We start from the raw sequence: 22,311 nt of genomic DNA, 5'->3' as shown, positions 1-22,311 counted from the left end.
TTTCTCTCCAGGGCCTCGGTCTCGGAGCCCCAAATAATAATTGCGAGCGCGATCTACGTGAGAGGGCCCGGGGGCGTTTGAGCGTCGAGCTCGTGATCGACTGGGAAGACCGCAAAGAGCTGGGGAGGACGGGAGAGAGGGTTCCGGCCATAGGAATCGGCACGTGGGACATCAGAGACTACGCGAAAGCCGAAGACGCGTTGACGAGGGCGATCGAGGAGGGGCTGAACCTCATCGACACAGCCGAGATGTACGACTCGGGGAAAGCCGAGGAGCTCGTGGGCCGCGTAGTCGCGAGAGTCGGTCGCGACAACGTCTTCATAGTAACGAAACTCCTCCCGGAGCGCTTCACGTCGCCCGAGATGGTGCTGAGAGCGACCAGAGCGAGCCTCTCGAGGCTCGGCGTAAGCAGCGTGGACTTGCTCCTGATACACTGGCCGCACCCCGTATTGCCCATTGAGATCCAAGTGAGGAACCTCGAGCGAGCTGCCGAGGCCGGCCTCGCCAGATACATCGGAGTGAGCAACTTCGACGAGAAAGAGCTCGAGCTGGCGCTGAGCTCAACGCGCAAGCACGATATAGTGGTCGACCAGGTGAAGTATAGCGTGTTGGACAAGAGCGTCGAGAGGAGGCTGCTGCCTCTGTGCGTGGAGGCTGGGGTTACGTTGCAAGCCTATACACCGCTCGAGAGGGGGCTCGTGGTTGAAATAGAGGAGCTGAAGAGGGTGGGCTCGAAGTACGGGAAGACCGCCGCGCAGGTGGCTCTCAACTACTTGATATCGCACAAGCGAGTCATCGCGATACCCAAGAGCGAGAAAGCCAGGAGAATCGATGAATTTCGAGGAGCTCTAGGCTGGAGGCTCTCACGCGAGGACCTCGAGCTCCTCAGAGCTCTGTAAGCGCGTCAATGACCGATGCCAGCGTGGCTCTGAAGAGATGAGTGCCGGCCTTTCTATCATCGGAGGAGCCGAAACCCGGGACGCCCGGCAATATTCTCGAGAGGGAGAGGGCGAGAGAGGGCTCCGGCAGCCTCAGAACTACGACCGAGGTGGGAGAGCAAGCATCGGTCAGAAAATCGATGTGCCAGAAGCGTTTCTTCTTCTCTGAGAAGTGCCTAGAGATCCTCTTGGCGCAGCTCCTGCCGCACGAGCCCACGTAAACGTAGCTCCCCGCCTCCAACTCAAAGGCTCCAGCCCTCGTCTCAACTCTTCCGCTTCTACACGAGAGCTCGAGCAGGTAAGAGAGCGAGGCCGAGCCCCTCCTCCTAAGTCAGCTTCTCCAATATGCCCCTGGCCGCCAGGACTCCCGTCGCGGCCGCTCCATTGAGGCCTCTCGAGAGCCCGGCGCCGTCTCCTGCGACGAAGACGTTCTCCACGGTCGTCTCCAGCTTCTTCGAAACAACTGCTCTCACGCTGTAGAACTTCATCTCGGGTGCGTAGATGAGAGTTGAGCCGGAGTACAAGCCCGGCATGACGTCGTCAAGTCTCTCGATCGACTCGAGGAGATTTGACACGATCCTGTGAGGGAGAGCCATCGTGACGTCCCCGGGGGTCACGTTCTTCAGCGTAGGCTCAACATTGCTCCTCGAGATCCTGCTCCACGTGCTCCTCCTCCCAGACAGCAAGTCTCCCAGCCTCTGAACTATGGGCTTCCCGCCGCCCAGCTTGGTCGCTAACATAGCTATGCTCTTCCCGTAAGCTATCGTGTCCTCGAGGGGGTCCGTGAGCTTCACCGTGACCAAGAGAGCCATGTTGGTGTTCGCGCTCTTTAGACCTCTATAGCTGACCCCATTGACCGCGACCATCTCGTTATTGTAAACCTCTTGCACGACGAATCCGTTTGGGTTCGTGCAGAAGGTTCTCACCTTATCGTCGTAAGCTCTCGTATACATTATGATTTTCGGGTCCCTCACCACGTTCGTCACGCGCTCGGCCACGTAAGATGGTATCTCGACTCTTATGCCTACGTCGAGAGGGCCGGGCTCTACTTCTATCCCGAGCTCTCGGGCTATCGCCGAGAACCAGGCGGCGCCAGATCTACCCGGCGCCAGCAGAACGAAGCGCGCCGCTATCGTGCCAGAATTCGTCTCGAGCAGGAACGCTCGGCCGCTCGAGCGCACTCGCGCGACAAAAGTGTTGAGGAAAAATTTCACCCCCGCTTTCTCGAGGAAAGAGTGCATGTTCTCCGTCACTTTGAGCGTGCCCTCGGAGCCCAAGACGCGTTGAGGCGTGGGCACGAACTTCGCGCCGGTCTTCGCGACTAATCTCTCGAGCTCCGAGACCTCTTCGCTGGGCAGCACTAGGGAGTCCTCGGGAGCTCCCAGCTTAACTAGGATCGAGTCCACGTAGCTGATGAGTCTCTCGGCTGCGACGAAGCTGCCGATCAGCTTATCTATGTCTCCTCCGACGTCTGGCCTCAGATTGAAGGCGCCGCTGCTTATGAGGCCAGCCCCCCCGACGCCATGCATCACGCGACACGGCGCGCACTTGGCGCAAGGAGCTGGCTTCTCCGGCTCCCGCAACGAGGAGGCGTGCATTGGGCAGACGCGCTCCGACGCTCGAGCCCCTCGGTCGATAACGGCGATTCTCAGCTTATCGCCCGACCTCATCACCAGCTCGTATGCAGCGAATAGCCCCGCGGGCCCCGCTCCCACGACGGCTACATCGAACTCCACTTAGAGGCCCCCCGCTTCTCTTCTTCTGTCTACGATGCAATCCAGCTCTCTGCCGGTTCCTATCAGGGTCACGGGGACTCCTATTGAGTTCTCGATCTCCTCGACCCACCTCCTCGCCTCGAGCGGCAACTTCTCCCAGCTCCTCGTGCACTTGACCGACGCAAAGAGCGCGTCGAGCTTCGTCACCGCTGCCTGCGTAGCGGAGTTAAGCATAACGGCTCGACGGGCCAATTCTACGTTGAAGGGAGCCACTCTCCTCGGCCTCCCCGTCACGGTGCCTCGCTCGACCCAGCCGCGCTTGGCGGCCTCCTCCGAGGAGAGCTCGCCGGCCAGCGGGCCTTCTCCGACTCTCGTGACATAGCTCTTGAAGACTACCAAGACCTCGTCGACGTCCTTAGGCCCTATCCCGACCTCGGAGGCGAAAGCCGAAGCCGTCGTGTCTCTACTCGTGACGTATGGGTAGGTCCCGTGGTAGAGGCTCAAGAACGTGCCCTGGGTGCCCTCCACGAGGACCGTCTCGCCCGAGCGCGCCTTTTCTACGACTTCTCCCGAGACGTCCGTGAGCATTCCTCTCAGCTCCTCGAATTCTCTCGCCAGCCTCAACCTCCTTAGCACTCTGTCCGCCGTAGCCGCCCCGACCCCCTGCAGAGTCGAGCCAACGCGCTTGGCCAGATTTTCGTCTCCGGCCTCCATAGCGATGTGCCTCTCCTCTATGACGCCGGTCTTCTCGTCGAGGAACAGCCTCCCCCTGGTCCCCGTCCTCTCCATCTCCTCGAACAGCAGGTCGAGCCTCACGAGCGCCCCGGGAGCTACGAGGAGCCTGGTCGACGGATTGACGAAGGCCGCGGGGACGATCCTGAGCCTGTACTCGACTCCCCTCCACACGACAGTGTGTCCGGCGTTCACGGACCCGCATCTAACGGCGACGTCTGCGTCGTCGGCCAAGGCCAGGTAGGCCGTCACGCTGCCCTTGCCCTCGTCGCCGAAGAATCCGCCGACTATTATGGTTAGCATCTTCTCACAGCCTCTTCGACGTATTCGAGGGCTCTCTCCGTCAGCTCGCGCGCATTGCCTAGATATTTAGAATAGTTCAGACACTCTAGGGCTTCCCCGCGCTCGAGCAGGTCGTCCAGAGCCCCTCGGCTCAGAGCATCGCGAACCGTCTCCCTCCTCTCGGAGCAGAGCGAGATCAACTCCATTACTCTCGAGTAGGCCTCGCGCCTGGAGAGGCCCGCCATTGTTACGAGCTTCACTACTAAGCACTCGCTAGCCAGCGCGCCTCCGCTGAGCTCTAGGTTTCTCCTCATGGCCTCCTCATCGAATTCGACCTCGTCGAGGAATGCCCCCATGTCTATCAACATTTGGTCGACTACCAGAAGCGCGTGGGGAACCAGGATCCTCTCGAGGCTGCTGTTGGTTAGGTCCCTCTCGTGCATCAGAACTACGTTCTCGAGAGCCGAGGCGCAGAGTCCGCGCGAGAGCCTGGCTAAGCCCGAAACTCTCTCCGCTAAAATCGGATTCCTCTTGTGCGGCATGGCGCTGCTGCCTATCCTCCTCGCGGCTAACCTTACCTCGCCTATCTCGTCCCTGGCCAGCTCCCTCAACTCGAGAGCCAATCTGTCGAGCTGGCTGGCTATTAGGGCTAGAGAGCAGACGAGCTCTGCGAATCCGTCTCGCGGGGCGATCTGCGTCGATATGGCGTGAGGCTCGAGACCCAGGCGCGCGAGGGCTCCTCTCTCTACCTCGAGCCCTCGACCCATCCAACCCGCCATTGTGCCGACTGCCCCGGCGATCTTCCCTCGCGTCAGCCTCTTCTCGCACTCGCACAGCCTCTCATAGCTTCTGGCCAGCTCGTACGCGTAGTTGGCCAGCTTGAAGCCGAGGGTTATCGGGAGCGCGTGGCGCCCATGGGTCCTGCCCACCATGATCGTGCCCGAGTGCTCCTTCGCGAGCCGAGAGAGCCTAGCGACCAGGGAGAGCATTCTCCTCTTCAACACCGCGAGGGCATCGCGCAGGGCGAGGGCCCACGCCGTATCAACGACGTCGTAACTCGTAGCTCCCAGATGCACGTACTTGCCACACTCGCCGCATCTCTCGCCCAAGAGAGACGCGAAAGCCGCCACGTCGTGGCCCGTTCTCCTCTCCTCGGCGTCGACTTCTTCGGGCGCCACCGACGAAGAGCACTCGAGGATCCTCTCGTAGCAGCCTCTCGGGGCGAGGCCGGCATCCTCTAGGCCCCCAACTATAGCCGCCTCGACGACAGCCAACCTCCTGAGAGTAGCGCTCCTAGAGAAGATCGAGCGCATCTCGTCCGAGCCGTACCTGAAATCGAATGGGCACACCAAATCGCTCAAGAGGCGCACCCTACCTGGACGAATATAGGAGGGTCCGACGAAGAGGCGGGGAGGCGCAAAATAAGCTTATTCCTCTTTTGTAACTATCGATTATTAAGTCGCTCACCTCTTCCGCTCCCACTCCCTCGCGACGTGAGCTTAGAGGCGCGAGTTCCCTCAATCATCAGGACGACCGAGGCGGTGATCGCGGAGAAGAGAGCCACCACGCCGTCGGAATCGAGAGAGCCTCGAGCCGCCAGAGCTGCTGCCTCGCCCACCGCTATCCCCAAGAAAAAGAACGAGTAGATCATTAATCGGGGAACGAGCCTTCTTTTCAACAACACGTAGCCCTCAATAGGAATGAGCCTCGATACCGTGTAGCCCTCGCGGCCCCTCGCCACTAAGCCGAGCTCCTCGAGTCTTTTCAAATGATAGTGCACGCTGCTGGCGGATACACCGAGCTCTCTCGCCAGCTCTCTCACGCCCATCTCTCCCGCCTCGAGGAGCTTAGCGTAGATCCTAAGCGCCGTGATGCCCAGCTTCTCGGCCTGCAAGCTTCCTCGGCTCCACCGGCGGGTCCGGAGCCTAACATAATAACGTATCGCGGTCCTCTCGGCGCGTTCGAGAGATCGAACGAGAGCGTTCGGTCCTCGTAATTATCAGGACAACTATTGGAGCTACTCGCGGTGATTCTAGACGTGGAGAAACGCTTCGCCGTCCTGCTCCTCGCGGCACTAGTGCTGGGTCTATCGCTGCCTCTATCTCTGAGCACATTGATGGCCCCGGGAGCTCCGATCACTCCGAGTCAGGCCGCGATCTCGGGGCCGCACCACTCGGTCGGAGCCGAGCTGCGAGGAGTGCCTACCTTCTCGACCTACGAGGAGCTCTTCGCGTTCCTGGAACGAGCGGCTCGCTCGGCTCAATCGATTCGATACACGACCGCAGGGATGATCCCCGAAGCTCAGTCATTTAAGCTAGGCTCCGCCGCGGAGCCCTACTCGCTCACTAACGTGCAGGTAGAGGGAGTAGACGAAGCCGACGTCGTTAAGACCGACGGCAGGATCATCGCAGTGGCTTCGGGCGACAGAGTATACTTGGTCGACGCGGCCGGTAGGAGGATCATCTCTAGGATCGACGTGGGGGGGCTCGTCCTCGGCCTTTATCTGAATGGCTCGAGGCTCGTCGCGTTACACTCCGACTACACCATCGCACGGCCCATCAACACCACCGTTACGGTCTACGATGTGAGCGACCCCTCCGGTCCGCGCCGAGTCGGCTCACTCTCTTTTACCGGTTATCTAGTGAGCACTAGAATGAACAGCGGCGTGGTCTACCTCGTGTTGTCGCTCGCGGCCCTCCCGCGCATGGTCCCGCTCGTCGACGGGGCCCCGCTAGCTCCCTCCAGCATAGGAGTTCTTAGCTCGAGCCCCACGCACTACACCGTGGTAGCGGCCGTAGATCCCGACACGCTGAGGAGTTCGGCGGTCGCGTTCCTCACGGGGTCTAGCAGCTGGATCTACATGTCGGCCGAGGGCAGACTTTACGCCGCCTCGAGTTACGTTCCTTCTCGCGAGGACGCGGCGAAGCTGCTCCTGAGGGCGCTGGCGATGCACGCGCCGAGCGACGCCTCGTTGAACATAACCAGGGCGCTAGAGCAGGGAGACCTCGAGGCCGCTCTCCGAGCCGCCGAGGCCTACCTGAGAGGGCTACGAGGCGAGGAGGCCGACGCTCTCTTAAAAAAAGCGGCTGCTGAAGTGGGGACCCTTGAGGACAGCACGAGGTTCTACGTCTTCTCAACGAGGGGGCTCCACTTAGACTTCTCCGGCTCTTTCGAAGTCCCGGGCGTCGTTCTAGACCAGTTCTCCATGGAGGAGCGGAGAGGCCATTTCATCGTTGCCACGACCTCGAGAGCGTGGGGGATCGAGGCGCGGTTCGCCGAGCCCGTTAAGATACTCGGTCCACCGAAGGAGGAGCAGGGCCGCGTCGTAACCGTCGAGGTCCTCGAGTGCTCGAGAGGTACCTGCGAGGTCAAGCTCGTCAATTTAACCGTGGCGCCAGCCCCGCCGCCGGAGCCCGTTCTACAGATTTGGCCCCTCCAAGTCGGCGAGAGCGAAAACAACGTCTTCGTCGTCTCGACGGAGGGCCTGAGGCTGCTCGGAGAGGTGAGGGGGCTCGCCCCCGGCGAGAGGATCTACGCGTCGAGGCTCGTCGGCGAGATCCTCTTTCTCGTGACTTTCAGGCAGGTTGACCCGCTCTTCGCTATCGACATGAGCGACCCCTCTAGGCCCGAGGTCCTCGGATTCCTCAAAGTGCCGGGCTTCAGCGAGTACCTCCACCCGCTGCCGGGCGGCAAGCTGTTAGGCCTAGGAGTCGAGAGCAGCGCGCTGAAGATCTCGCTATTTGATGTATCGAATCCGAGGAGCATGAGAGAGACGGCCGCGCTGCACATCGCCGATTCGTGGTCTCAGGCCCTGGGCGATCACCACGCCGTGACCGTGGACCCCGACAGGCAGAGGATCTACGTCCCGGTCACTATACACGCTAAGTCGGCTCACTACACGAGCTCGGGCGTAGCCGTGATCAGATACGTTAACGACGAACTGACGTTAGAGGGCGTGCTCGAGCACCCCGGGGCCAGCAGGACGATCTACATAGGAGCGGAGGTCTTCACAGTTTCCGGGAGCTCCGTTAGGGTCTTTGACGCTGCGACGCTCGACCGCTTGGCCGAGGTGAAGCTCGAGTGAGCCCGTTAGGAGGGCCGAGAGGAGCGCGAGCTCCTCCCTCGGCTCGGGCTCAGCTGAGACAGGTCACCTCACGGCTCTCCGCTCGGCCTTTCTCTACTCATCACTACTTCCCCGCGCTCCTCCCGATCTCTTCTTTAGTCTCGCCTCTCTTACGCGTTATCACGGAGTACAATTTCTCTGGGTTCTTCGTGTAGAGCCTGAGCTTCACTACGCTCTTGTCTGTCTCCTTCACTAATTCAACGAAGTTTCTCGCTGGATTTACCTTCACCTCGTATTCCGTCAATGGGAACGCTAAAGCGCTCTTCGAGAATGCGCCCTGCAGCACTATGCCTCGGCTCGTTACAATATAGGCCCTCGGAGCATTTATCATCGTTAGCTTCCTCTTCTGCCCAGCGAAGATCCTCACCTCGAGGTACTTCTGGAAGAGTCTGCTGACAAGGTAGCTGCCCTCGAAGAGCAAGAAGAACGCGGCCACGTAGCCGAGCCTGGAATGGTCAAAGTATTTGGGTATGTGCGTGAGCACGGGCTGATACATCAAATAGAAATAGACCAAGATGGGCACCATCGTGAGGAGGCTGACCTGAGCCATCTTCATCTGCTCAGCGACCTCTCTCTGATATTCTACGTCCTCGAGGAGGAGCCTCGTCGCGTTCTCCTCTTTGAAGAGCACCTTGCCGCTCTCCACCTCCTCAACTCTCGCCTGAGCTACTCTGGCGGGATTGGCGAATCTCTGCATGGCCGCGGCGAAGACGATCATGTACAATAAGACGAAGACCCAGTAGGTCCAGCTCATCCTCCCCACGAGTCCGGCGACCAGAGAGAAGAGCGCTATAGAGATCTGATTCAGAATCAGCTGCCTACGCGTCGTCTCAATGGGAGCCGCCAAGAGTCCTCCTCTCTCCTCGAGTCGAGTGGTAAAGTGTAGGAGCGGATGCTTTAACTTTGCCGCGCCCCTCGGGTCCCGCGAGAAGCTCGCTCCGAACTCTCGACCGCGATGGCATGCTACTTGAAGACTACCTCGACCATAGGGCCTACCGCGTTTACTTTGGGCTTCCTGACCTCTCTATGCTCTATGGCCACGACGTGGGGGGAAATGATTATCCTTTCGTAGCTGAAGTCGGCCGGGGTGACCACTAGCAAGACCGTGCCGATCGAGAGCTCTAGGTGCCTTATCATGTATCTCCCGAGGATCCTCGTTGCGTTCTCGCCCAGCGCTTTAGCGAGTCCCTCGAGCCTCAGAGGAGCTCGCGGCTCCACGTAGATGTAGCTCATGCCGAGGCCCTCGCCTAGCGAGACGCTCGGAGGGGAGGGTAAGCGCAGCACGAGAGAGTCCTCGAGAGCGATGAGGTGCAGCTCGTCGAGCTCCAGCTCCAGCCTGGAGCCCTCGACATAGAGCCTCGAGGTCCATCATCTCCAGAGGAGCGCTGATTACATGTTCTCGCCGCGATACGCTCCGGAGTAGAGCGAAGAGATCCTCTCGGTTGTCTTAATGAAGATGAGCTGAGCCACTCTCGCGCCTCTCTCGAGCACGAGGCCGTTGGGGTTGAGCACGACGAGCAGGGACTCGCCTCTCCCCTCGTAGCCCGGATCCCACACGGCGCACTCGACGAAGGCGCCGTATCTGAGTAGAGTAGACCTGGGGAAGCACAGGCCCACGCAGTCCTCCGGCACGCGCACCGCCTCGCCGTAGATTATCTTATAAGCCCCCGGCTCCAGGCGCCAGACCCCGCCCTCGGGCTCTAGCTCTTCCACCTCAGCCGGCACTCTGAGACCTCGAGCCACCACGCCGGCCCCTCTGAACTTGAACACGCGCTGAACTGTGAGGTCGACTCCGGCCGGCTGGACTTGCGCCTCATCGGCGGCTCCGATCACGTAGCGGAGAACCTCGCGACCGGGCAGAGCCAAGGCGCATCGCCACGCGTCACCGAGCCACCCTGGGCCTCCCGGCTTGAGCTCTGTTCCTAGCCTCGGCTAAGAGCTCGTCGGCTCTCTCGGGGAAGTCCTCCGGGAGCTTACGGAAGAGAGGCTCAGGTTGTCCGAGCTCGTGGCCAGGTCTCAGCGAGATCTCCCCCGCCAGCCGCATCTCTCCCGGCTTCGGGCCCTCGAGACCTAGCATTGAGTAGAGCTTCGATGAGGAGCTAGGCATGATCGGGTAGAGCAGCAGAGCGAGAGTCCTTAGAGAATTGAGAGCCAGATATATCACGGCCTCGGCCTCGCTCGGTCGATCCCTCACGAGGTCCCAGGGGGCTCTCGCATTTAGGTACTGGTTTCCGCGCCTGGCCAGCTCAACTATAGCGTCGCTCGCGGCTCTAAGCCTCGTCGAGCTGTACATCTCGATCGCGCGCTTAGTCAGCCTCTCGACGTCGCTCCAAAAGACCGCGTCCTCCGCCTCCATGGAGCCCGGCCCCGGCACGGACCCGTACTTCCTCTTGGCGAACGTGAGGACTCTGTGGATGTAATTTCCCACGTCGTCGTTGAGCTCATCGTTGACCACCCTGTAGAATTCTCTCCAGCTGAAGCTCGTGTCCTTGGTCTCCGGCCTCATTCTAATCAGCGCGAAGCGCCAGTAGTCCGCGGGCAAGAGCTCTAAAGCCTCGTCGGCCCAAACACCAACGCCTCTGCTCTTACTGAACTTTTCCTCGTGAAACAACAGGTACTCGGTGGCTCCTATCTGCCACGGCAGAGCGTAAGGTCGCCCCGAGGCCATGAGCATAGCCGGGAGTATTATCGCGTGGAACGGTATGTTGTCCTTTCCAATGAAATACACGGTCCTAGTGTTTGGATCGAGCCACGTTCTCTCGAACTCCTCAGCTCTCCCGAGCTTCTCATAGTACTCCTTAGTTGCGCTTAGATATCCCAAGAGAGCCTCGAACCACACGTATATGGTTTTGCCCTCGGCGCCGGGGAAGGGCGCGGGCACCCCCCACGAGCTATCCCTCGTGATGCTCCTTTCCCTCAGGCCCTCCTCGACCCAGCTCAGGCTATAGTTCCTGACCGAGTCTGGCAGCTCCCGATGAGAGCGCAGCCACTCGAGCAGTCTATCTCTGAGCTTAGGAAGGTCGAAGAACCAGTGCGAGGTCTCCCTCTGCTCCGGCTCGGCTCCGCAGATGGCGCAGCGCGCCTCGATGAGCTCCGTGGGGTGGAGGAGCCTGCCGCAGTTCTCGCACTGGTCGCCCCTGGCTCTTTCGTAGCCGCAGTGGGGGCACCTGCCCACTACGAATCTGTCAGCGAGGAAGGCTTTGTCGATGGGGCAGTACGGTAGGACCTCCGTTTTGCGCCTCACGTAGCCATTCTCGTAAAGCCTCATCATGATTTCTCTCACGAACTCTATGTGAGTTGGATTGTGAGTTCTCGTGTAGTTCGAGAACTCTATGTCCCATCTCTTTATGAGCTCGACGACGTAGGAGTGCATCGCGTCGGTAAGCGTCTTGGGCTCTACGCCCAGCCTCCTGGCCTCTAGTTCTATTGGCGAGCCGTGTTCGTCGCTCCCGCTGACGTAGATCACCTCCTCGCCCATCAATTTGAGGAACCTCGCGTAGACGTCGCCGGAGAGCAGGCTCCCTATCATGGTTCCCAAGTGCGGTACATTGTTAACGTAGGGCCAAGCGCTACAGACGACATACCTGGCCAAGAGCTCGACCCCTAGATCTACGAATAGCTTGAGCTCGTCGGAGCTTATTTAGGAGGAGGCTCGGCAAAGCTTTATTTGCTAGCCCCAGAGCCATCGAGCGAGGAGCGTTTCGTGATTCGAGCGTTTCTCATCGTAGCGTTGCTGTTGCTCTCTACGATGGGGATCTCGCCCCAGCTCTCTGAGGCTCCGTATTGCTCCGTCTTGAGCCTCGAGCTATCGCGTAGGATCTTGTACTCGGGCCAGGTCGGCTCGGTGTACGTCGTGGTCGAGGGCCCGCGAGAGGGCTCGAGCTTGTGCGTCCTCAAGTTGAAGATCAACGGGACGCTTGTAGCCGAGCGGCTGGTCGAGCTCGAGGCGAGGGCGCGATCTAGGGTCTCGCTCGAGTTCACAGCCGGTCCGCGGGGCATTTATGTGGTCGAGGTCAACGGACTTCAGGCATATTTCGTAGTGATAGATCTTGCCAGGACCGGGACGATAGTGGTGCTAGACTTCGTGGTCCCGGAGAGCGTGACCCGCGGCGACGCTGTCGTCGCCAAGGTCCTCGTGGTTAACGCCGATGACGCGCCCGGCGTCACCGACCTCGTCCTCTTCGTAGACGGTGTGCCTCTCGAGATAAGGAGGGTCAGGCTTCCAGGGGGCTACTTCGGGTCCGAGGTCTTCGTGGTCAGGGGGCTCGGCCCCGGAGACCACGTGCTCGAGATCGACGGGCTCAAGAGGGTGGTCCGCGTTGTCGAGAAGACTAGACCGAGCAGCGAGGAGGCCTTCGACGTGGGAGCGCTCGTCGGCCAAGCGCTCTTGGCGGCTCTGCTCCTCGGGCTAATCGTGGCTCAGCGGAGAGTCTCGAAGATGGAGACCGTGCCGAGGGTGGCGCTGCGATGAGGTCCTCCCCGCGAGGCGACGGTAAGCCGACTATACTCTTCGCGGACTACTACTTGCCCAGAGATCAGGGGCTGGAGACCGGGTACGTTTACGTCGAGGGTGGCGTCATAGCGGAGCTAGGCTACGGAGAGACCCCCGATGATCTCAGAAGCGCCGCACTGATCTACGAGGGGTGGGGGAGGAGATTGCTCCTACCAGGCCTCTCCTCGCCGGTGATACACCTCGGTCTCTACCCACTGAGGACGGAGCTCGGCTTCACCCTGAGCTTCGATGCCGCCTGGAGAAGCGTGGCCGAGTTGAGTCGACGAGAATACTCTCTCCTCATGTTATTGGGGCTGAGAGAGTTGATCGAGAAGGGCTACACGAGCTTCGGCCTCTTCGAGCCCAAGCCTAGCGCGGCCGCGGAGGTCGTGGCAGAGTACGACCTCGACGCCCTCATCATAGCCCCGTCCGACGTCTCTCCAATGGAGGCAGAGAGAGAGGCTCTCTCGGGCCTCGAGGCCTCCGAGATCTGGATCGACCGAGCCGAGAGACTCGAGGGGCCGAGGGGGATCACCTTGGGCCTGTCGCTGGGCTCGGCCACGGCGCTCGCGTGGCCCAGCGCCGAGATGTGCGATAAGGTCGATTACTATGCCGTGGGGCACAACGCCTCTTTCTCGGGCAGGCTGCCTATTTTGCTCTGCGACGAGCCCGTGAGAGCGAGAGAGAGGCCTCCCAGGACTCTGAAGAGGCTCACGAGAACGGAGTGGAAGCGAGGCGAGAAGCCCAAGCTCGACGGGAGCTGGCTGGAGAGAGGAGGCCCAGCCGACCTAATTTCGGTCAAGCTCGACGAGCCTCCTCTGGCCGGACTGCGATGGGATGACATAGCTTGGGTGCTCTCGCGCCTCGACGTCTGGCCCCCGGCGCTAGAGACCGTCGTGATCAAGGGAGAGGTGGTGGTCGACGGAGGTCAGCAGCTCCTCCTCGAGGAGCCGCTGTTGTCATTAGCCGAGAAGGTGGCCGAGAAAGTCAGAGTGTTAGCGATGCGGAGAGGCCCCTGAGAGAGCTCAAAGATTCGAAGAACCACGCGAACTCTACGAGCACTCGAGCGTCTACGTATATCCTGCTCTCGTCTCCTCGTAGAGCAAAATAGCTCAAGCCCTCGAGGGGGTTCGGCGGCGGAGGAGGGGCGCCCGGGGGCCTCTCACGGCCGAGGTAGATCCACCTCAGCTCCGACCTATTCCCCCTCTTACCAGCGTATTCTACTCTATACCAGTACCTCCCATAGTAGAAGTAGACTTTGACGAGGCCGCCGGTCCCCCTTCTGTAGACGATGTGGACGGGCTTGAGATAGAAGAGCCCCCTCAGCGAGCGGTTGTACTCGTAGATCGGCTCGAGGAGCTCGCGCGCTCTGGCCTCGACCTCGCGACCATCGACGCGCAGCTCGATCAGTTCCCCCAACGCTGCCACCGATCCTCTTTTTACGATCTGAGACCCTTTTGTCCTCGGCGACTCCCAATTGAGCAGAGCCCTCTTCGTAGGTAGATTCCAGCCTCCTCACCTAGGGCACGTGGAGGTGGCCAAGAGGATCCTCGAGATACACGACGAGCTCGTGTTCGCGGTGGGGATGGCTTCGGAGAGCCACACTATGAGGAATCCCTTCACGGCTGGGGAGAGGATCGAGATGCTTAGGATATCCTCGCGTGATGCCGGGATAGATTTGGAGAGAATAATCACCGTGACCGTCCCAACGTTGGACGTACACGTGGCCAGCGCGCTGTTCATACTCAAGTACTCGCCCAAAGTAGACGAAGTGGTCGTTGGAAACAGGATCGTCGCGAGAATGTTCCAAGAGCTCGGAGTGAAGACTAGGATACCGGAGCCTATAGATAGAGCCAGACTGAGCGGCGCCAGAGTCAGGGAGCTCATGGCGCGGGGCGACCCCGAGTGGAAGGAGCTGGTCACCCCTGGCACAGCCAGATTCATCGAGGAACTAGGAGGCCCGGAGAGGCTCAAGTGGATATGGGCTCAAGAAGAGGCCCGCGTCCTCGTTAGAGAAGGCGTCTAATAGAGGCGAAGGCTCAGAGCCTCTTGAGGACTACGGTGAGTCGATAGCCCTCCGGCGTCTTCTCGCTCCTCCAGTCGTGAGCGACCATAGGAGTCAAGGAGAACTCCGAGAAGAACCCACATAAGAAGCTCGCCACGAAGAGCTCCGCGGTGGGGAGCGTCTCCTCCTTGACCTCAGCCCACGGATCTCTCAACCTCACGATTACGATGTCATCGTATGCTTCATGTCTATCGACGATGGGGCCTCCCGCGACGGCCACGGCCGCTTTCAAGATGCCAACGGCCTCCGACAGGCTCTCGACGCGAGGCGCCGCTTCCCGCCATACCCTGGCGAGGCTCCGGCCCAATGCGTAAGCTATGCTGCCTATGACCGCGTTCAACAACTGCTCGCGTCCCGCCCCGAGAGCTCTCCCCAATTCTTCTAGGAAGAGCTCGAGCTGATCCTCGCGGAGAATGTAACATCTACGGTCGCCCGTGATCGGCAAGAAACTCTCGCTATATATCAACGGGCCGAGCCTTTTGGCGCGCCTCGCTTCGAGGACTCCGTCGATCTGACCGAGTCTCTCGAGGAGTCCGCCGAGGCTCAGGCGAGGCTCGCTTTTGCTTAGGTCGAGTATCGCGAAGATTAGGAACGCGTTGTTGACGTTCGCTGAGCGCTCGGCGAACCTAATGAAGTACCCCTCTTCGTTGATCGCGCGGATGACCTCGTCGAATATCCCCGATCTGTCTATGACCAGAACCTCCACTCCTTCTAGCTTCTCGCCCGGTTTCTCCCTGACGAGCAGCGGGATCTCTAAAGGAAGCCGCTCGAGTTGGGCGGGGCTCCCCGGTCTTTTATCATTGGCTGCTCGCCGCTCGGGGAGTCCGTTCATCGAATTTCCCGATATTTTCCCCATTTCTCTCTAATATTTTTAATTTACGATAATGGTTGAGTATCTCGTTCATAATGCGAAGCCCCTTTCAGTTAACTAGGCGCTTGGCTAAGAGAGGAGGCGCAAGCGAGCTCTCCTCCGAGCGATGGTCTCTATGAGTTCCTCGAGCACGTCGAGTCGAGCCCTCGAGCGTTCGCCCTTGATTAGAGCCTCGAGATGTTCGCCGGCTCGGACTTCGACGACCTCGAGGCCGAGCACCTCTAGGGCCTCTCTGGCGTCATCTTCTTCGATCGGCGGCGGACATCCGACGCCACAGGGCCCCATGCGACACCTGGCGCAGGAGAGGCCGTGCGAGCTTACGCTGGCCGAGCACGAGGCCGGGTGCGCTCTCAGGTCCAGCTCCTCGGCTAGCCGCGCCGCTTTCGTCTTCAGCTCGGGCGCTCTGATCGGACTCAGGCCCGGCCCGGTCGGCCCGACTCTCCTCTCGACTTCGGCAGCGATCCTCGGAGCGGCTCTCAGCTTAGCGAGTATCTCGCCGTCGACTTGAAGGCTCCCGAGCACCACGTCTCTCACGCCTTTCTCCGAGCAGATCCTCATGATCTCGCGCAGCTCCTCGGAGGGGACCCCCGGCAGGAGAGGTCTCATGAAGAGGGCCGGCGAGAGTCCCGCCTCGGCCAGACGCCCGAGGAACTCGAGCCTCTCCATTGGCGGAGGGGCTCGAGGCTCTAGCACTCGAGCTAGCCTAAGCGAGATCACCGTCACGAGCACACTCGTTCTCGGCTCAGCGGATCTTCTGAGCTCCTCGAGCTCCTCGCCGCTTAGGACAGACTTCGTGGCCACTTGCACCGGATTACCGAGGACGTCGCGTATCGCTCTCAAGTAGGAGAGGGTCCTCGACGTCACGCGCTCGTCGAGAAACGGGTCGGTGACCGATCCGACTGCCAACAACGTGCCCTCAGGGCCCGGCAGGAAGTAAGGGTTCGCCAACAGAGCGAGCGCCAGCTCTTCTGGCATAAGGTCGCTCAACTCGACGTCCACCCTTGACGTCCTCCCCCATTTCAGGACGGAGGGAACGTAGCAGTAGAGGCACCCGCGCGTGCAGCCGATCGCCGGATGGATCGTGAGGCCGCACGGTCTCGGCCTTCTCCTGGCGTGAGGATCTGACTCCGCTCTCCTCAGCGAGGCCTCGTCTAACCTCGATGCCATAGCGTCTCTCAGCTTGACCTTCGCCGAGATCGCTCGCTCGAGCCTCTTCGCGAGAGAGCCCACGCTCTTCGCCCGGCTAGTGCCTGACTAGTCTTCGCGACCTCTCTTAATTTCCTCGCGAGCCTAGTCCGGAGGCTCTCTCTCGATCGTAGAATGGAGGGCTTAAGCGGCTCGTAGAGCAACTCCAGGGCTCTCTCCGTAGCGATAAGCAGCGCCTCGTCGAGCCGCTTGTACTCGAGCGAGAACTTCGCGAGGAGGTCTACGAGGACGACCTTTCCTCGATAATACATCGATAGGCGCGGCGAACGGAGAGAGGGCATCAGAGCCTCGGCCAACCACACGCTCGCCCTGGCCCGGACGATCCTGCCCAGGTCCTCGGGCATCCGCAGACTCTCGCTGCCCAGCGGGCCGTGCCTCTTGATCTTCACGCGAGCGAGCTTCGCTCGCCCCACCGGCAACGTAACGTGGCCCGCCGTGCTCGTCACGATCACCGTGGCCTTCAGCCCGAAGAGTTCGAGCTTCACCGCGAGGTGGTGGCCGCTGCGAAGTCTCGCTACTATGGGGACTCTGGGCCCGAGGATGGCCCACTCCTCGAGTAACCCCTTGCCGCTCAGAGCCCTCGCCACCCCGTATCCCGTGGGCCACCTCTCGTAGCCTATCATGGGCTGAAGGAACGTGAGCGCGACTCCGACTATTATGGCCCCCATGGCTATGAGCGGGCTACCGACGAGGCCAGCTACGATGAAGATGAGGGCTCCTATCGTCAACAGCAAGGCGGCGTTGACGTCCTCCCAGCGCTCCCCGCGCCTTCTGCTCAAGTCGTAGTTGGGAGGGGTGGCGAGAGGCGTCGGCTCTTCTCGAAGAGCTCTGCGCTCCTTCTCCTCCCTCCTGGGCTCCCCCGGGCTCCGGCGACGCAAGCTCAGCTTCTCTTTGAACTCCCACATGAGCGACAAAAAGTGCACCCGTTGTTCGCGCGAAATGTGGCAGGCGGCGCGTATAAAGTTCTGTCGAAGCGGAGCCCCGCGTGGAAACCCCGTTATAACAAGCTAAAATACTGGGTAGACAGACGCTTCACCGGTGAGCTCGGTGAGAGTCCTAGTGACGGGGGCGGCGGGCTTCGTTGGGTTGGAGCTGACTAAGGCCTTCCTAGAGGCCGGTCACGATGTCGTGGCCCTGGACAAGGTGGAGGGGGGCCTCGCCGGGCTCAAGCACCCGAGGCTCTCCGTGGTGCTTGGGGGAGTAGAAGAGCACGATGTCGTCAAGAGGGCTGTCGAGGGCGTGGACGTCGTCGTGCACTGCGCGTGGTCCTTCGCTCAGAGGGCCCTCGACGCGTTCAGAGTCGACTTGGCCGGCTACGCCAACGTCCTCGAGCTCTCCAGCGAGGCCGGCGTCAAGCACTTCATGTTCGCGGACAGCACCATAGCGTACGGGAGGCCTCTGTGGATCCCCGTCGACGAACAGCACCCCCTGATCCCCTACGCGTCTAGGGCTCCGCTGTACGCTCTGACGAGGGTGATCACGCTCGAGCTCAACGAGCTCTTCAGGAGGACCAAGGGCCTCAACTACACCATTTTCAGATTCTGGTGGGCCTTCAGCGACGAGAGGATACCCGGCAGGACCCTGCGAAGGCTCATAGATCGAGCGCTGAGCGGCGAGGAGATCGAGGTCCCGAGCGGAGCCGGCGGGAGCGTGGTCTACACCGGGGACCTCGCCAAGTTCCTCCTGGCGGCGGCCCTCAACGAGAGAGTTTTCAACGAGGTGATCAACGTGGCCAGCTTCTACGTGACTTGGGAGGAGCTGGTCAAGAAGCTGATAGAGCTGGCTGGCTCTCCCTCTAGGGTGAAGCTCGTCCCAGAGGAGGAGTGGAGAGGAGAGGCCTTCTTGACGGGCCGATGGCTCCTCGACACGACGAGAGCGAGAAAGCTCCTCGGCGTGGCCGTAGACGAGGAGGCCAGGCGCGCCAAGTTCTTTGAGGTGCTGAGCAGTATGGTCTCGACTAGGAAGAGCGAGCTCGCCTCCGGCCGGGCCTAGGCGCGCCCGCTCCCCGCGCAGCGCGGACTGCAAGTTTTTTAGTTCCGTCGCAGATCCCTCGCGCCGGGGCGGGGGTGCCCGAGCCAGGACAAAGGGGCGGGACTGAGGCTCCCGTGGCGAAGGCCTGCGTGGGTTCGAATCCCACCCCCCGCACCAGCGAGTTCTCGGGGCCTTCGAGAAAATCGCCGCGTCGTTAATAGGGCGGGACGCCGCAGTAGAGAGTCGAGGGTCATGGGGGCGATCGGGGCTCTCGTCGAAGAGGGGCTCAAGAGGGGCTCCGGCTGGGCCGAGCCGGCTCTACTGGTCAGGTTCGGCGAGATCGCGGTCAAGGGCTCCTACTCTCGGAGGAAGATGCAGAGGCTCCTCCTCGATAACCTCGAGAGGGCTCTCGACGCGAGAGGCGTCTCCAGAGCAGGGATCAGGATCGAAGAGGGCAGGATCATCGTCTCGAGGCCTGAGCCCATGGAGAGGGCCGTCGAGGCGGCGACCAGAGTCTTCGGCGTCGTGAGCGCGAGCCCCTGCCTCGTCTTCGAGGCCTCGAGCTTGGAGGAGATCGCCGAGAAGAGCGTCGAGCTGTTGGGGAGCTCGTTCGTCGGCAAGAAGATCAAGGTGGAGGCCAGGAGAGTGGGGCGGCACGACTTCACCAGCCTCGACGTGGCCAGGAGGCTGGGCTCGGCGATGCTAGAGAGGGGGGCCTCCGGCGTGGATCTGGAGAGGCCCGAGTACACCGTGCGCGTCGAGGTGCGGGGCAAGAGGGTCTTCCTCTACGACTCCGTCGCGGAGGGGCCCGGCGGCCTCCCCCTCGGGAGCGAGGGCAGAGTCCTCGCGCTGATATCGGGGGGATTCGACAGCGCCGTGGCGGCCTGGATGATGATGAAGAGGGGGGCGAGAGCGGACTTCGCGTTCTTCAACATAGGGGGCGAGGAGCACGCCAAAGTGGCGAGGGAGGTCGCGTGTTATCTCGCGAGAGAGTGGTCCTTCGGCCACGAGCCGAGGCTGCTCGAGGTGGAGCTGCGCTGGATGCTCCCCCTGCTCGAGTTAAAGTTCCCCGAGGGCTTCAGGCACGTGGCCCTCAAGATCGCGATGTACGTTGGAGCCGAGGCTCTGGCTAAGAAATACGGGGCCAGGGCCCTCGTCACCGGCGAGAGCCTCGCCCAGGTCTCCAGCCAGACCCTCCACAACCTCGTCGTGACGGAGGAGTACGTCGAGGTCCCGGTCCTGAGACCCCTCATCGGCATGGATAAGGAGGAGATAATACGGCTGGCGAAGAGGATAGGCACGCACGACATAAGCGTCAAGAGCAGGGAGTTCTGCGCTTTGGCCTCGCCGAGGGCGTCGACGAGCGTCGACCGCGATAAGCTAGCCTCGCTGATGGCTGAGCACGCCCCCAAGGACGTGATCGTCGAGAGGGCTCTGAGCTACCACAGAGAGCTCAGGCTCCCGAGAGACTGCGCGGAGCCCCCCGGGCCGGCGAGCTCAGCTTAATTTCGCGCGGATCGGCCTACTATGCTCACCCGATGGGCCCGTGGCCTAGCCTGGATAAGGCGCCGGCCTCCGGAGCCGGAGACCCCGGGTTCGAATCCCGGCGGGCCCGCTTCTCGTCCTCCGCCTCGAACGCGTCGAGCGTTTGCGCTCGAACGCGGGAGCCTCGGCGCGTCGTTGAGGCCCTCTATAGCTCGAGCGTCGTTGTTCTGGGCCTCCGAGCTCGCGATCTCCACCTGAGCTCCCGGCGCCTTGGGCTTCTATCCGCGTACGTGAGTCGCGACAATTCGTGGGCCAATGATCGAGGCCCGCCCCGCCGCGGAGACGCGTGTCGAGCGCGGCCTTAGCGCGTTCTCTCGCTTCCGCTTCTATTTCTCTCGATCTCCTCGGCCGCGCGCTTTGTCCCCGCGCTCCAGCTTCTCGCAGCTCTTCTCGGGCTCTAAATGCACCGTAGCCTCCCATCCTATTTTTTCTTTTATAGCTCTCTCTATCTTGTCGGCGATGCTGTGGGCCTCCTCGAGCGGCATGTCGCTCGGCATCTTCACGTGGAGCGTGATCTCAACGTGAGACCCGTACCTGTGGACTTTAATCTCGTGCGGCTCTCTCGCGCTCGGCGAGCAGGTCTCGACGATCTCTCTCAGGCGCTCCATCTCCTCCCTCGTCGCGCCGAGCCCCAGTAGCTCGTCCGCGGAGCTCCGGGCCAGCTTGAGCGACACGCGGAGGATCAGCGACGAGAGGATCAAGCCGAGGATGGGGTCTATCCACCACGCTTTCAACGATAAGAGCAGGCCCGCCAGGACGACGAGAGACGTGAAGACTTCGCTTCTATGATGCCACGCCTCGGCCACGAGAGGCGCGGCCTCCGCCTCTCTCCCCAAGCGCTCGGACCATCTAGCTAACAGCTCCTTAGAGGCTGCCGTCGCTATTAGAACGACGACGGCCGAGGCTCCGAAGAGGGGGGCTGCTCTCGCCAGGAGCTTCCCCACGCTCTCTCGGATTACCTCGACGCAACCAAAGATCAACAGCATCGCTAGAGCGAGGGCCATCACCTGCTCGGCTCGCCAGTGACCGAAGGGGTGCCTCTCGTCTGCCGGCCTCGAGGCCAGCCTATAGCCCAATAGTATACCGACCGAGATGAAGGCGTCGGCCGCCGTGTGGAGAGCCAAGCCAACGAGCGCGGCCGAACCGTAGAGGAGGCCCACGTAAAACTGCGCCAAGCCCAGTGCGGCGCTCACAAGTACTGCCGGGATGGCCTGCAGAAGCGCCGCTCTTCTCTTGTCGAGCCTCTTCATCATTGGGCTCCTCGGCTGCTTCCGGCTCCTCGGCGGCTCACGGTCTCGAGAGAAGAGGGCAGCAGAGTCCTCAGCGAGGCCCGGCTCTTTATCCTAGATTTGGAAGACGCGGCGAGGAGCTCCCCTCTCCCTAGGTTCTCAACTAAGGAGCTCCGACCCCCCGAGCCCGTCGAGATCGGCTCTCCTACACTCTCTCCCCGCTTCCTCCGACGATTTCGTGAGCCCGCACGAACGATGGAGCAGACCGAGCTCGAAGCCGAAGCGCGCAAAGCCCCTCTTCTCGCGCGCTCGCTCCCCCGGAGGTCTCCTCCTTTAAGGATTGCGACGCGTTCCCAAGCTCTCTTTTTTAAAATACTTTGTGCGAAGTGCAGCCAGATCGAGCATGGGCTCGACCGTTGAGCTGCGAGGCGTCTGGAAGATCTATAGGTCCGGGAGGTCAGAGTACGCCGCGCTGAGGGGAGTGGACCTCGACGTAGAAAGAGGGGAATTCTTAGCCGTTGTGGGGCCGAGCGGCAGCGGTAAGTCAACGCTCTTACACATAATCGGAGGTCTCGATAGACCTACGAGAGGCGTAGTCAGGGTCGACGGGCTAGACCTGGCCAAGCTCTCTCCTCGAGAGCTGGCCCGCTATAGGAACGAGAAGGTCGGCTTCGTCTTCCAGATGTTCAATCTCCTGCCCTATCTCGGAGCGCTCGAAAACGTCGCGTTACCGCTCATAATACGAGGAGTGAGGCCCAGCGAGGCCAAAGAAAGAGCCCTGGTCGCCTTAGAGGCCGTAGGCTTGAGGGATAAGGCGCGAAAGAAGCCGGCCGAGCTGAGCGGTGGAGAGCAACAGAGGGTCGCCATAGCGAGGGCCCTCGCGGCGGGGCCCTCCCTGCTGCTGGCCGACGAGCCCACGGGAAATCTGGATAGCGCCTCGGCCGAATCCGTGGTCGGACTCTTCGAGGAGCTGAGCAGAGAAGGAGTCACGGTGGTGATGGTCACTCACAACCTCGAGCTAGCGGCTAAATGCGATAGAGTCGCGAGGTTGAAGGACGGGGTAGTCGTCGAGGTGATTGGGGGGGACGCGGACTGAAGAGGATCGCTCTGCTATCGCTCATCGTTCTCCTGGCGATCTCCTC

At 61.3% G+C, this 22,311-nt stretch carries 22 protein-coding genes and 2 tRNA genes; 10 read left to right on the top strand and 14 right to left on the bottom strand.

Going from position 1 to position 22,311, the window contains the following annotated elements:
* Positions 1-77: 77 nt before the first annotated feature.
* Entirely contained in the window at positions 78-899 is an 822-nt protein-coding gene (locus tag QXU97_05670) for an aldo/keto reductase (GenBank protein MEM4036075.1), read from the top strand.
* On the opposite strand, the gene QXU97_05665 is transcribed toward QXU97_05670, so the two are convergent.
* From QXU97_05665 to QXU97_05645, 5 genes are all read right to left on the bottom strand, one after another.
* Positions 886-1,179, bottom strand: coding sequence for a DUF123 domain-containing protein (locus tag QXU97_05665; protein ID MEM4036074.1), 294 nt, complete (start codon positions 1,177-1,179; stop codon positions 886-888). The genes QXU97_05670 and QXU97_05665 overlap by 14 nt on opposite strands.
* An 85-nt stretch (positions 1,180-1,264) precedes the next feature.
* Complete coding sequence (locus QXU97_05660; GenBank protein MEM4036073.1) at positions 1,265-2,674, bottom strand: NAD(P)/FAD-dependent oxidoreductase; 1,410 nt, start codon at positions 2,672-2,674, stop codon at positions 1,265-1,267.
* Positions 2,675-3,688, bottom strand: a complete 1,014-nt coding sequence (locus QXU97_05655) for an adenylosuccinate synthetase (protein MEM4036072.1) — start codon at positions 3,686-3,688, stop codon at positions 2,675-2,677.
* Complete coding sequence (purB, locus tag QXU97_05650; GenBank protein MEM4036071.1) at positions 3,682-5,028, bottom strand: adenylosuccinate lyase; 1,347 nt, start codon at positions 5,026-5,028, stop codon at positions 3,682-3,684. The genes QXU97_05655 and purB overlap by 7 nt, the downstream gene beginning before the upstream one ends.
* An 83-nt stretch (positions 5,029-5,111) precedes the next feature.
* A complete protein-coding gene (locus QXU97_05645; protein ID MEM4036070.1) occupies positions 5,112-5,561 on the bottom strand; it encodes a winged helix-turn-helix domain-containing protein in 450 nt (149 codons plus the stop codon).
* 144 nt (positions 5,562-5,705) lie between these two features.
* Between QXU97_05645 and QXU97_05640 the strand changes: the two genes are divergently transcribed.
* The gene (locus tag QXU97_05640) at positions 5,706-7,751 is read left to right on the top strand and encodes a beta-propeller domain-containing protein (protein ID MEM4036069.1); all 2,046 of its coding nucleotides are present in this window, start codon (positions 5,706-5,708) and stop codon (positions 7,749-7,751) included.
* 103 nt (positions 7,752-7,854) lie between these two features.
* Here the strand turns inward: QXU97_05640 and QXU97_05635 are convergent, their stop codons facing one another.
* From QXU97_05635 to metG, 4 genes are all read right to left on the bottom strand, one after another.
* Positions 7,855-8,637 (bottom strand): DUF2208 family protein, encoded by a 783-nt coding sequence (locus QXU97_05635; GenBank protein ID MEM4036068.1) that lies wholly within the window; start codon positions 8,635-8,637, stop codon positions 7,855-7,857.
* Between the two features lie 116 nt (positions 8,638-8,753).
* On the bottom strand, positions 8,754-9,023 hold the full coding sequence (locus QXU97_05630; protein ID MEM4036067.1) for a hypothetical protein: 270 nt from the start codon (positions 9,021-9,023) through the stop codon (positions 8,754-8,756).
* A gap of 156 nt (positions 9,024-9,179) precedes the next feature.
* Entirely contained in the window at positions 9,180-9,656 is a 477-nt protein-coding gene (locus tag QXU97_05625) for a deoxyuridine 5'-triphosphate nucleotidohydrolase (protein MEM4036066.1), read from the bottom strand.
* Between the two features lie 16 nt (positions 9,657-9,672).
* Positions 9,673-11,382, bottom strand: a complete 1,710-nt coding sequence (metG, locus tag QXU97_05620) for a methionine--tRNA ligase (GenBank protein ID MEM4036065.1) — start codon at positions 11,380-11,382, stop codon at positions 9,673-9,675.
* A gap of 111 nt (positions 11,383-11,493) precedes the next feature.
* Between metG and QXU97_05615 the strand changes: the two genes are divergently transcribed.
* On the top strand, positions 11,494-12,261 hold the full coding sequence (locus QXU97_05615) for a hypothetical protein (protein ID MEM4036064.1): 768 nt from the start codon (positions 11,494-11,496) through the stop codon (positions 12,259-12,261).
* On the top strand, positions 12,258-13,301 hold the full coding sequence (locus QXU97_05610; protein ID MEM4036063.1) for a hypothetical protein: 1,044 nt from the start codon (positions 12,258-12,260) through the stop codon (positions 13,299-13,301). The genes QXU97_05615 and QXU97_05610 overlap by 4 nt, the downstream gene beginning before the upstream one ends.
* Here the strand turns inward: QXU97_05610 and QXU97_05605 are convergent.
* Complete coding sequence (locus QXU97_05605; protein MEM4036062.1) at positions 13,270-13,710, bottom strand: hypothetical protein; 441 nt, start codon at positions 13,708-13,710, stop codon at positions 13,270-13,272. The genes QXU97_05610 and QXU97_05605 overlap by 32 nt on opposite strands.
* Positions 13,711-13,759: 49 nt before the next feature.
* Here QXU97_05605 and QXU97_05600 point away from each other — a divergent pair, with 49 nt between their 5' ends.
* The gene (locus QXU97_05600; GenBank protein MEM4036061.1) at positions 13,760-14,308 is read left to right on the top strand and encodes a nicotinamide-nucleotide adenylyltransferase; all 549 of its coding nucleotides are present in this window, start codon (positions 13,760-13,762) and stop codon (positions 14,306-14,308) included.
* A 13-nt stretch (positions 14,309-14,321) separates the two neighbouring features.
* Here QXU97_05600 and QXU97_05595 read toward each other — a convergent pair whose 3' ends face one another.
* The 3 genes from QXU97_05595 to QXU97_05585 all read right to left on the bottom strand — a co-directional run bounded on the left by QXU97_05595 (position 14,322) and on the right by QXU97_05585 (position 17,302).
* Positions 14,322-15,053, bottom strand: a complete 732-nt coding sequence (locus QXU97_05595) for a hypothetical protein (GenBank protein ID MEM4036060.1) — start codon at positions 15,051-15,053, stop codon at positions 14,322-14,324.
* A 234-nt stretch (positions 15,054-15,287) separates the two neighbouring features.
* Entirely contained in the window at positions 15,288-16,448 is a 1,161-nt protein-coding gene (locus QXU97_05590) for a radical SAM protein (protein MEM4036059.1), read from the bottom strand.
* Entirely contained in the window at positions 16,394-17,302 is a 909-nt protein-coding gene (locus QXU97_05585) for a hypothetical protein (protein MEM4036058.1), read from the bottom strand. The genes QXU97_05590 and QXU97_05585 overlap by 55 nt, the downstream gene beginning before the upstream one ends.
* A 169-nt stretch (positions 17,303-17,471) precedes the next feature.
* On the opposite strand from QXU97_05585, the gene QXU97_05580 reads away from it, so the two are divergent.
* The 4 genes from QXU97_05580 to QXU97_05565 all read left to right on the top strand — a co-directional run bounded on the left by QXU97_05580 (position 17,472) and on the right by QXU97_05565 (position 20,010).
* The gene (locus tag QXU97_05580) at positions 17,472-18,416 is read left to right on the top strand and encodes an NAD(P)-dependent oxidoreductase (GenBank protein MEM4036057.1); all 945 of its coding nucleotides are present in this window, start codon (positions 17,472-17,474) and stop codon (positions 18,414-18,416) included.
* A 68-nt stretch (positions 18,417-18,484) separates the two neighbouring features.
* Positions 18,485-18,572 (top strand) — tRNA-Leu (locus tag QXU97_05575).
* A gap of 75 nt (positions 18,573-18,647) precedes the next feature.
* Positions 18,648-19,901, top strand: a complete 1,254-nt coding sequence (thiI, locus tag QXU97_05570; GenBank protein MEM4036056.1) for a tRNA uracil 4-sulfurtransferase ThiI — start codon at positions 18,648-18,650, stop codon at positions 19,899-19,901.
* A gap of 34 nt (positions 19,902-19,935) precedes the next feature.
* A tRNA-Arg gene (locus QXU97_05565) sits at positions 19,936-20,010 on the top strand.
* A 256-nt stretch (positions 20,011-20,266) separates the two neighbouring features.
* Here the strand turns inward: QXU97_05565 and QXU97_05560 are convergent.
* Positions 20,267-21,193 carry a cation diffusion facilitator family transporter gene (locus QXU97_05560; protein MEM4036055.1) on the bottom strand — a complete coding sequence of 309 codons (927 nt, stop codon included), beginning with the start codon at positions 21,191-21,193 and terminating at the stop codon, positions 20,267-20,269.
* 379 nt (positions 21,194-21,572) lie between these two features.
* Between QXU97_05560 and QXU97_05555 the strand changes: the two genes are divergently transcribed.
* On the top strand, positions 21,573-22,265 hold the full coding sequence (locus QXU97_05555; GenBank protein MEM4036054.1) for an ABC transporter ATP-binding protein: 693 nt from the start codon (positions 21,573-21,575) through the stop codon (positions 22,263-22,265).
* Positions 22,266-22,311: the final 46 nt, after the last annotated feature.

This window comes from Fervidicoccaceae archaeon (assembly GCA_038878695.1).
In the GTDB taxonomy this organism is placed as follows: Archaea; Thermoproteota; Thermoprotei_A; order Sulfolobales; family Fervidicoccaceae; genus JAVZVD01.
This window is presented reverse-complemented; position numbering and strand designations above follow the sequence as displayed.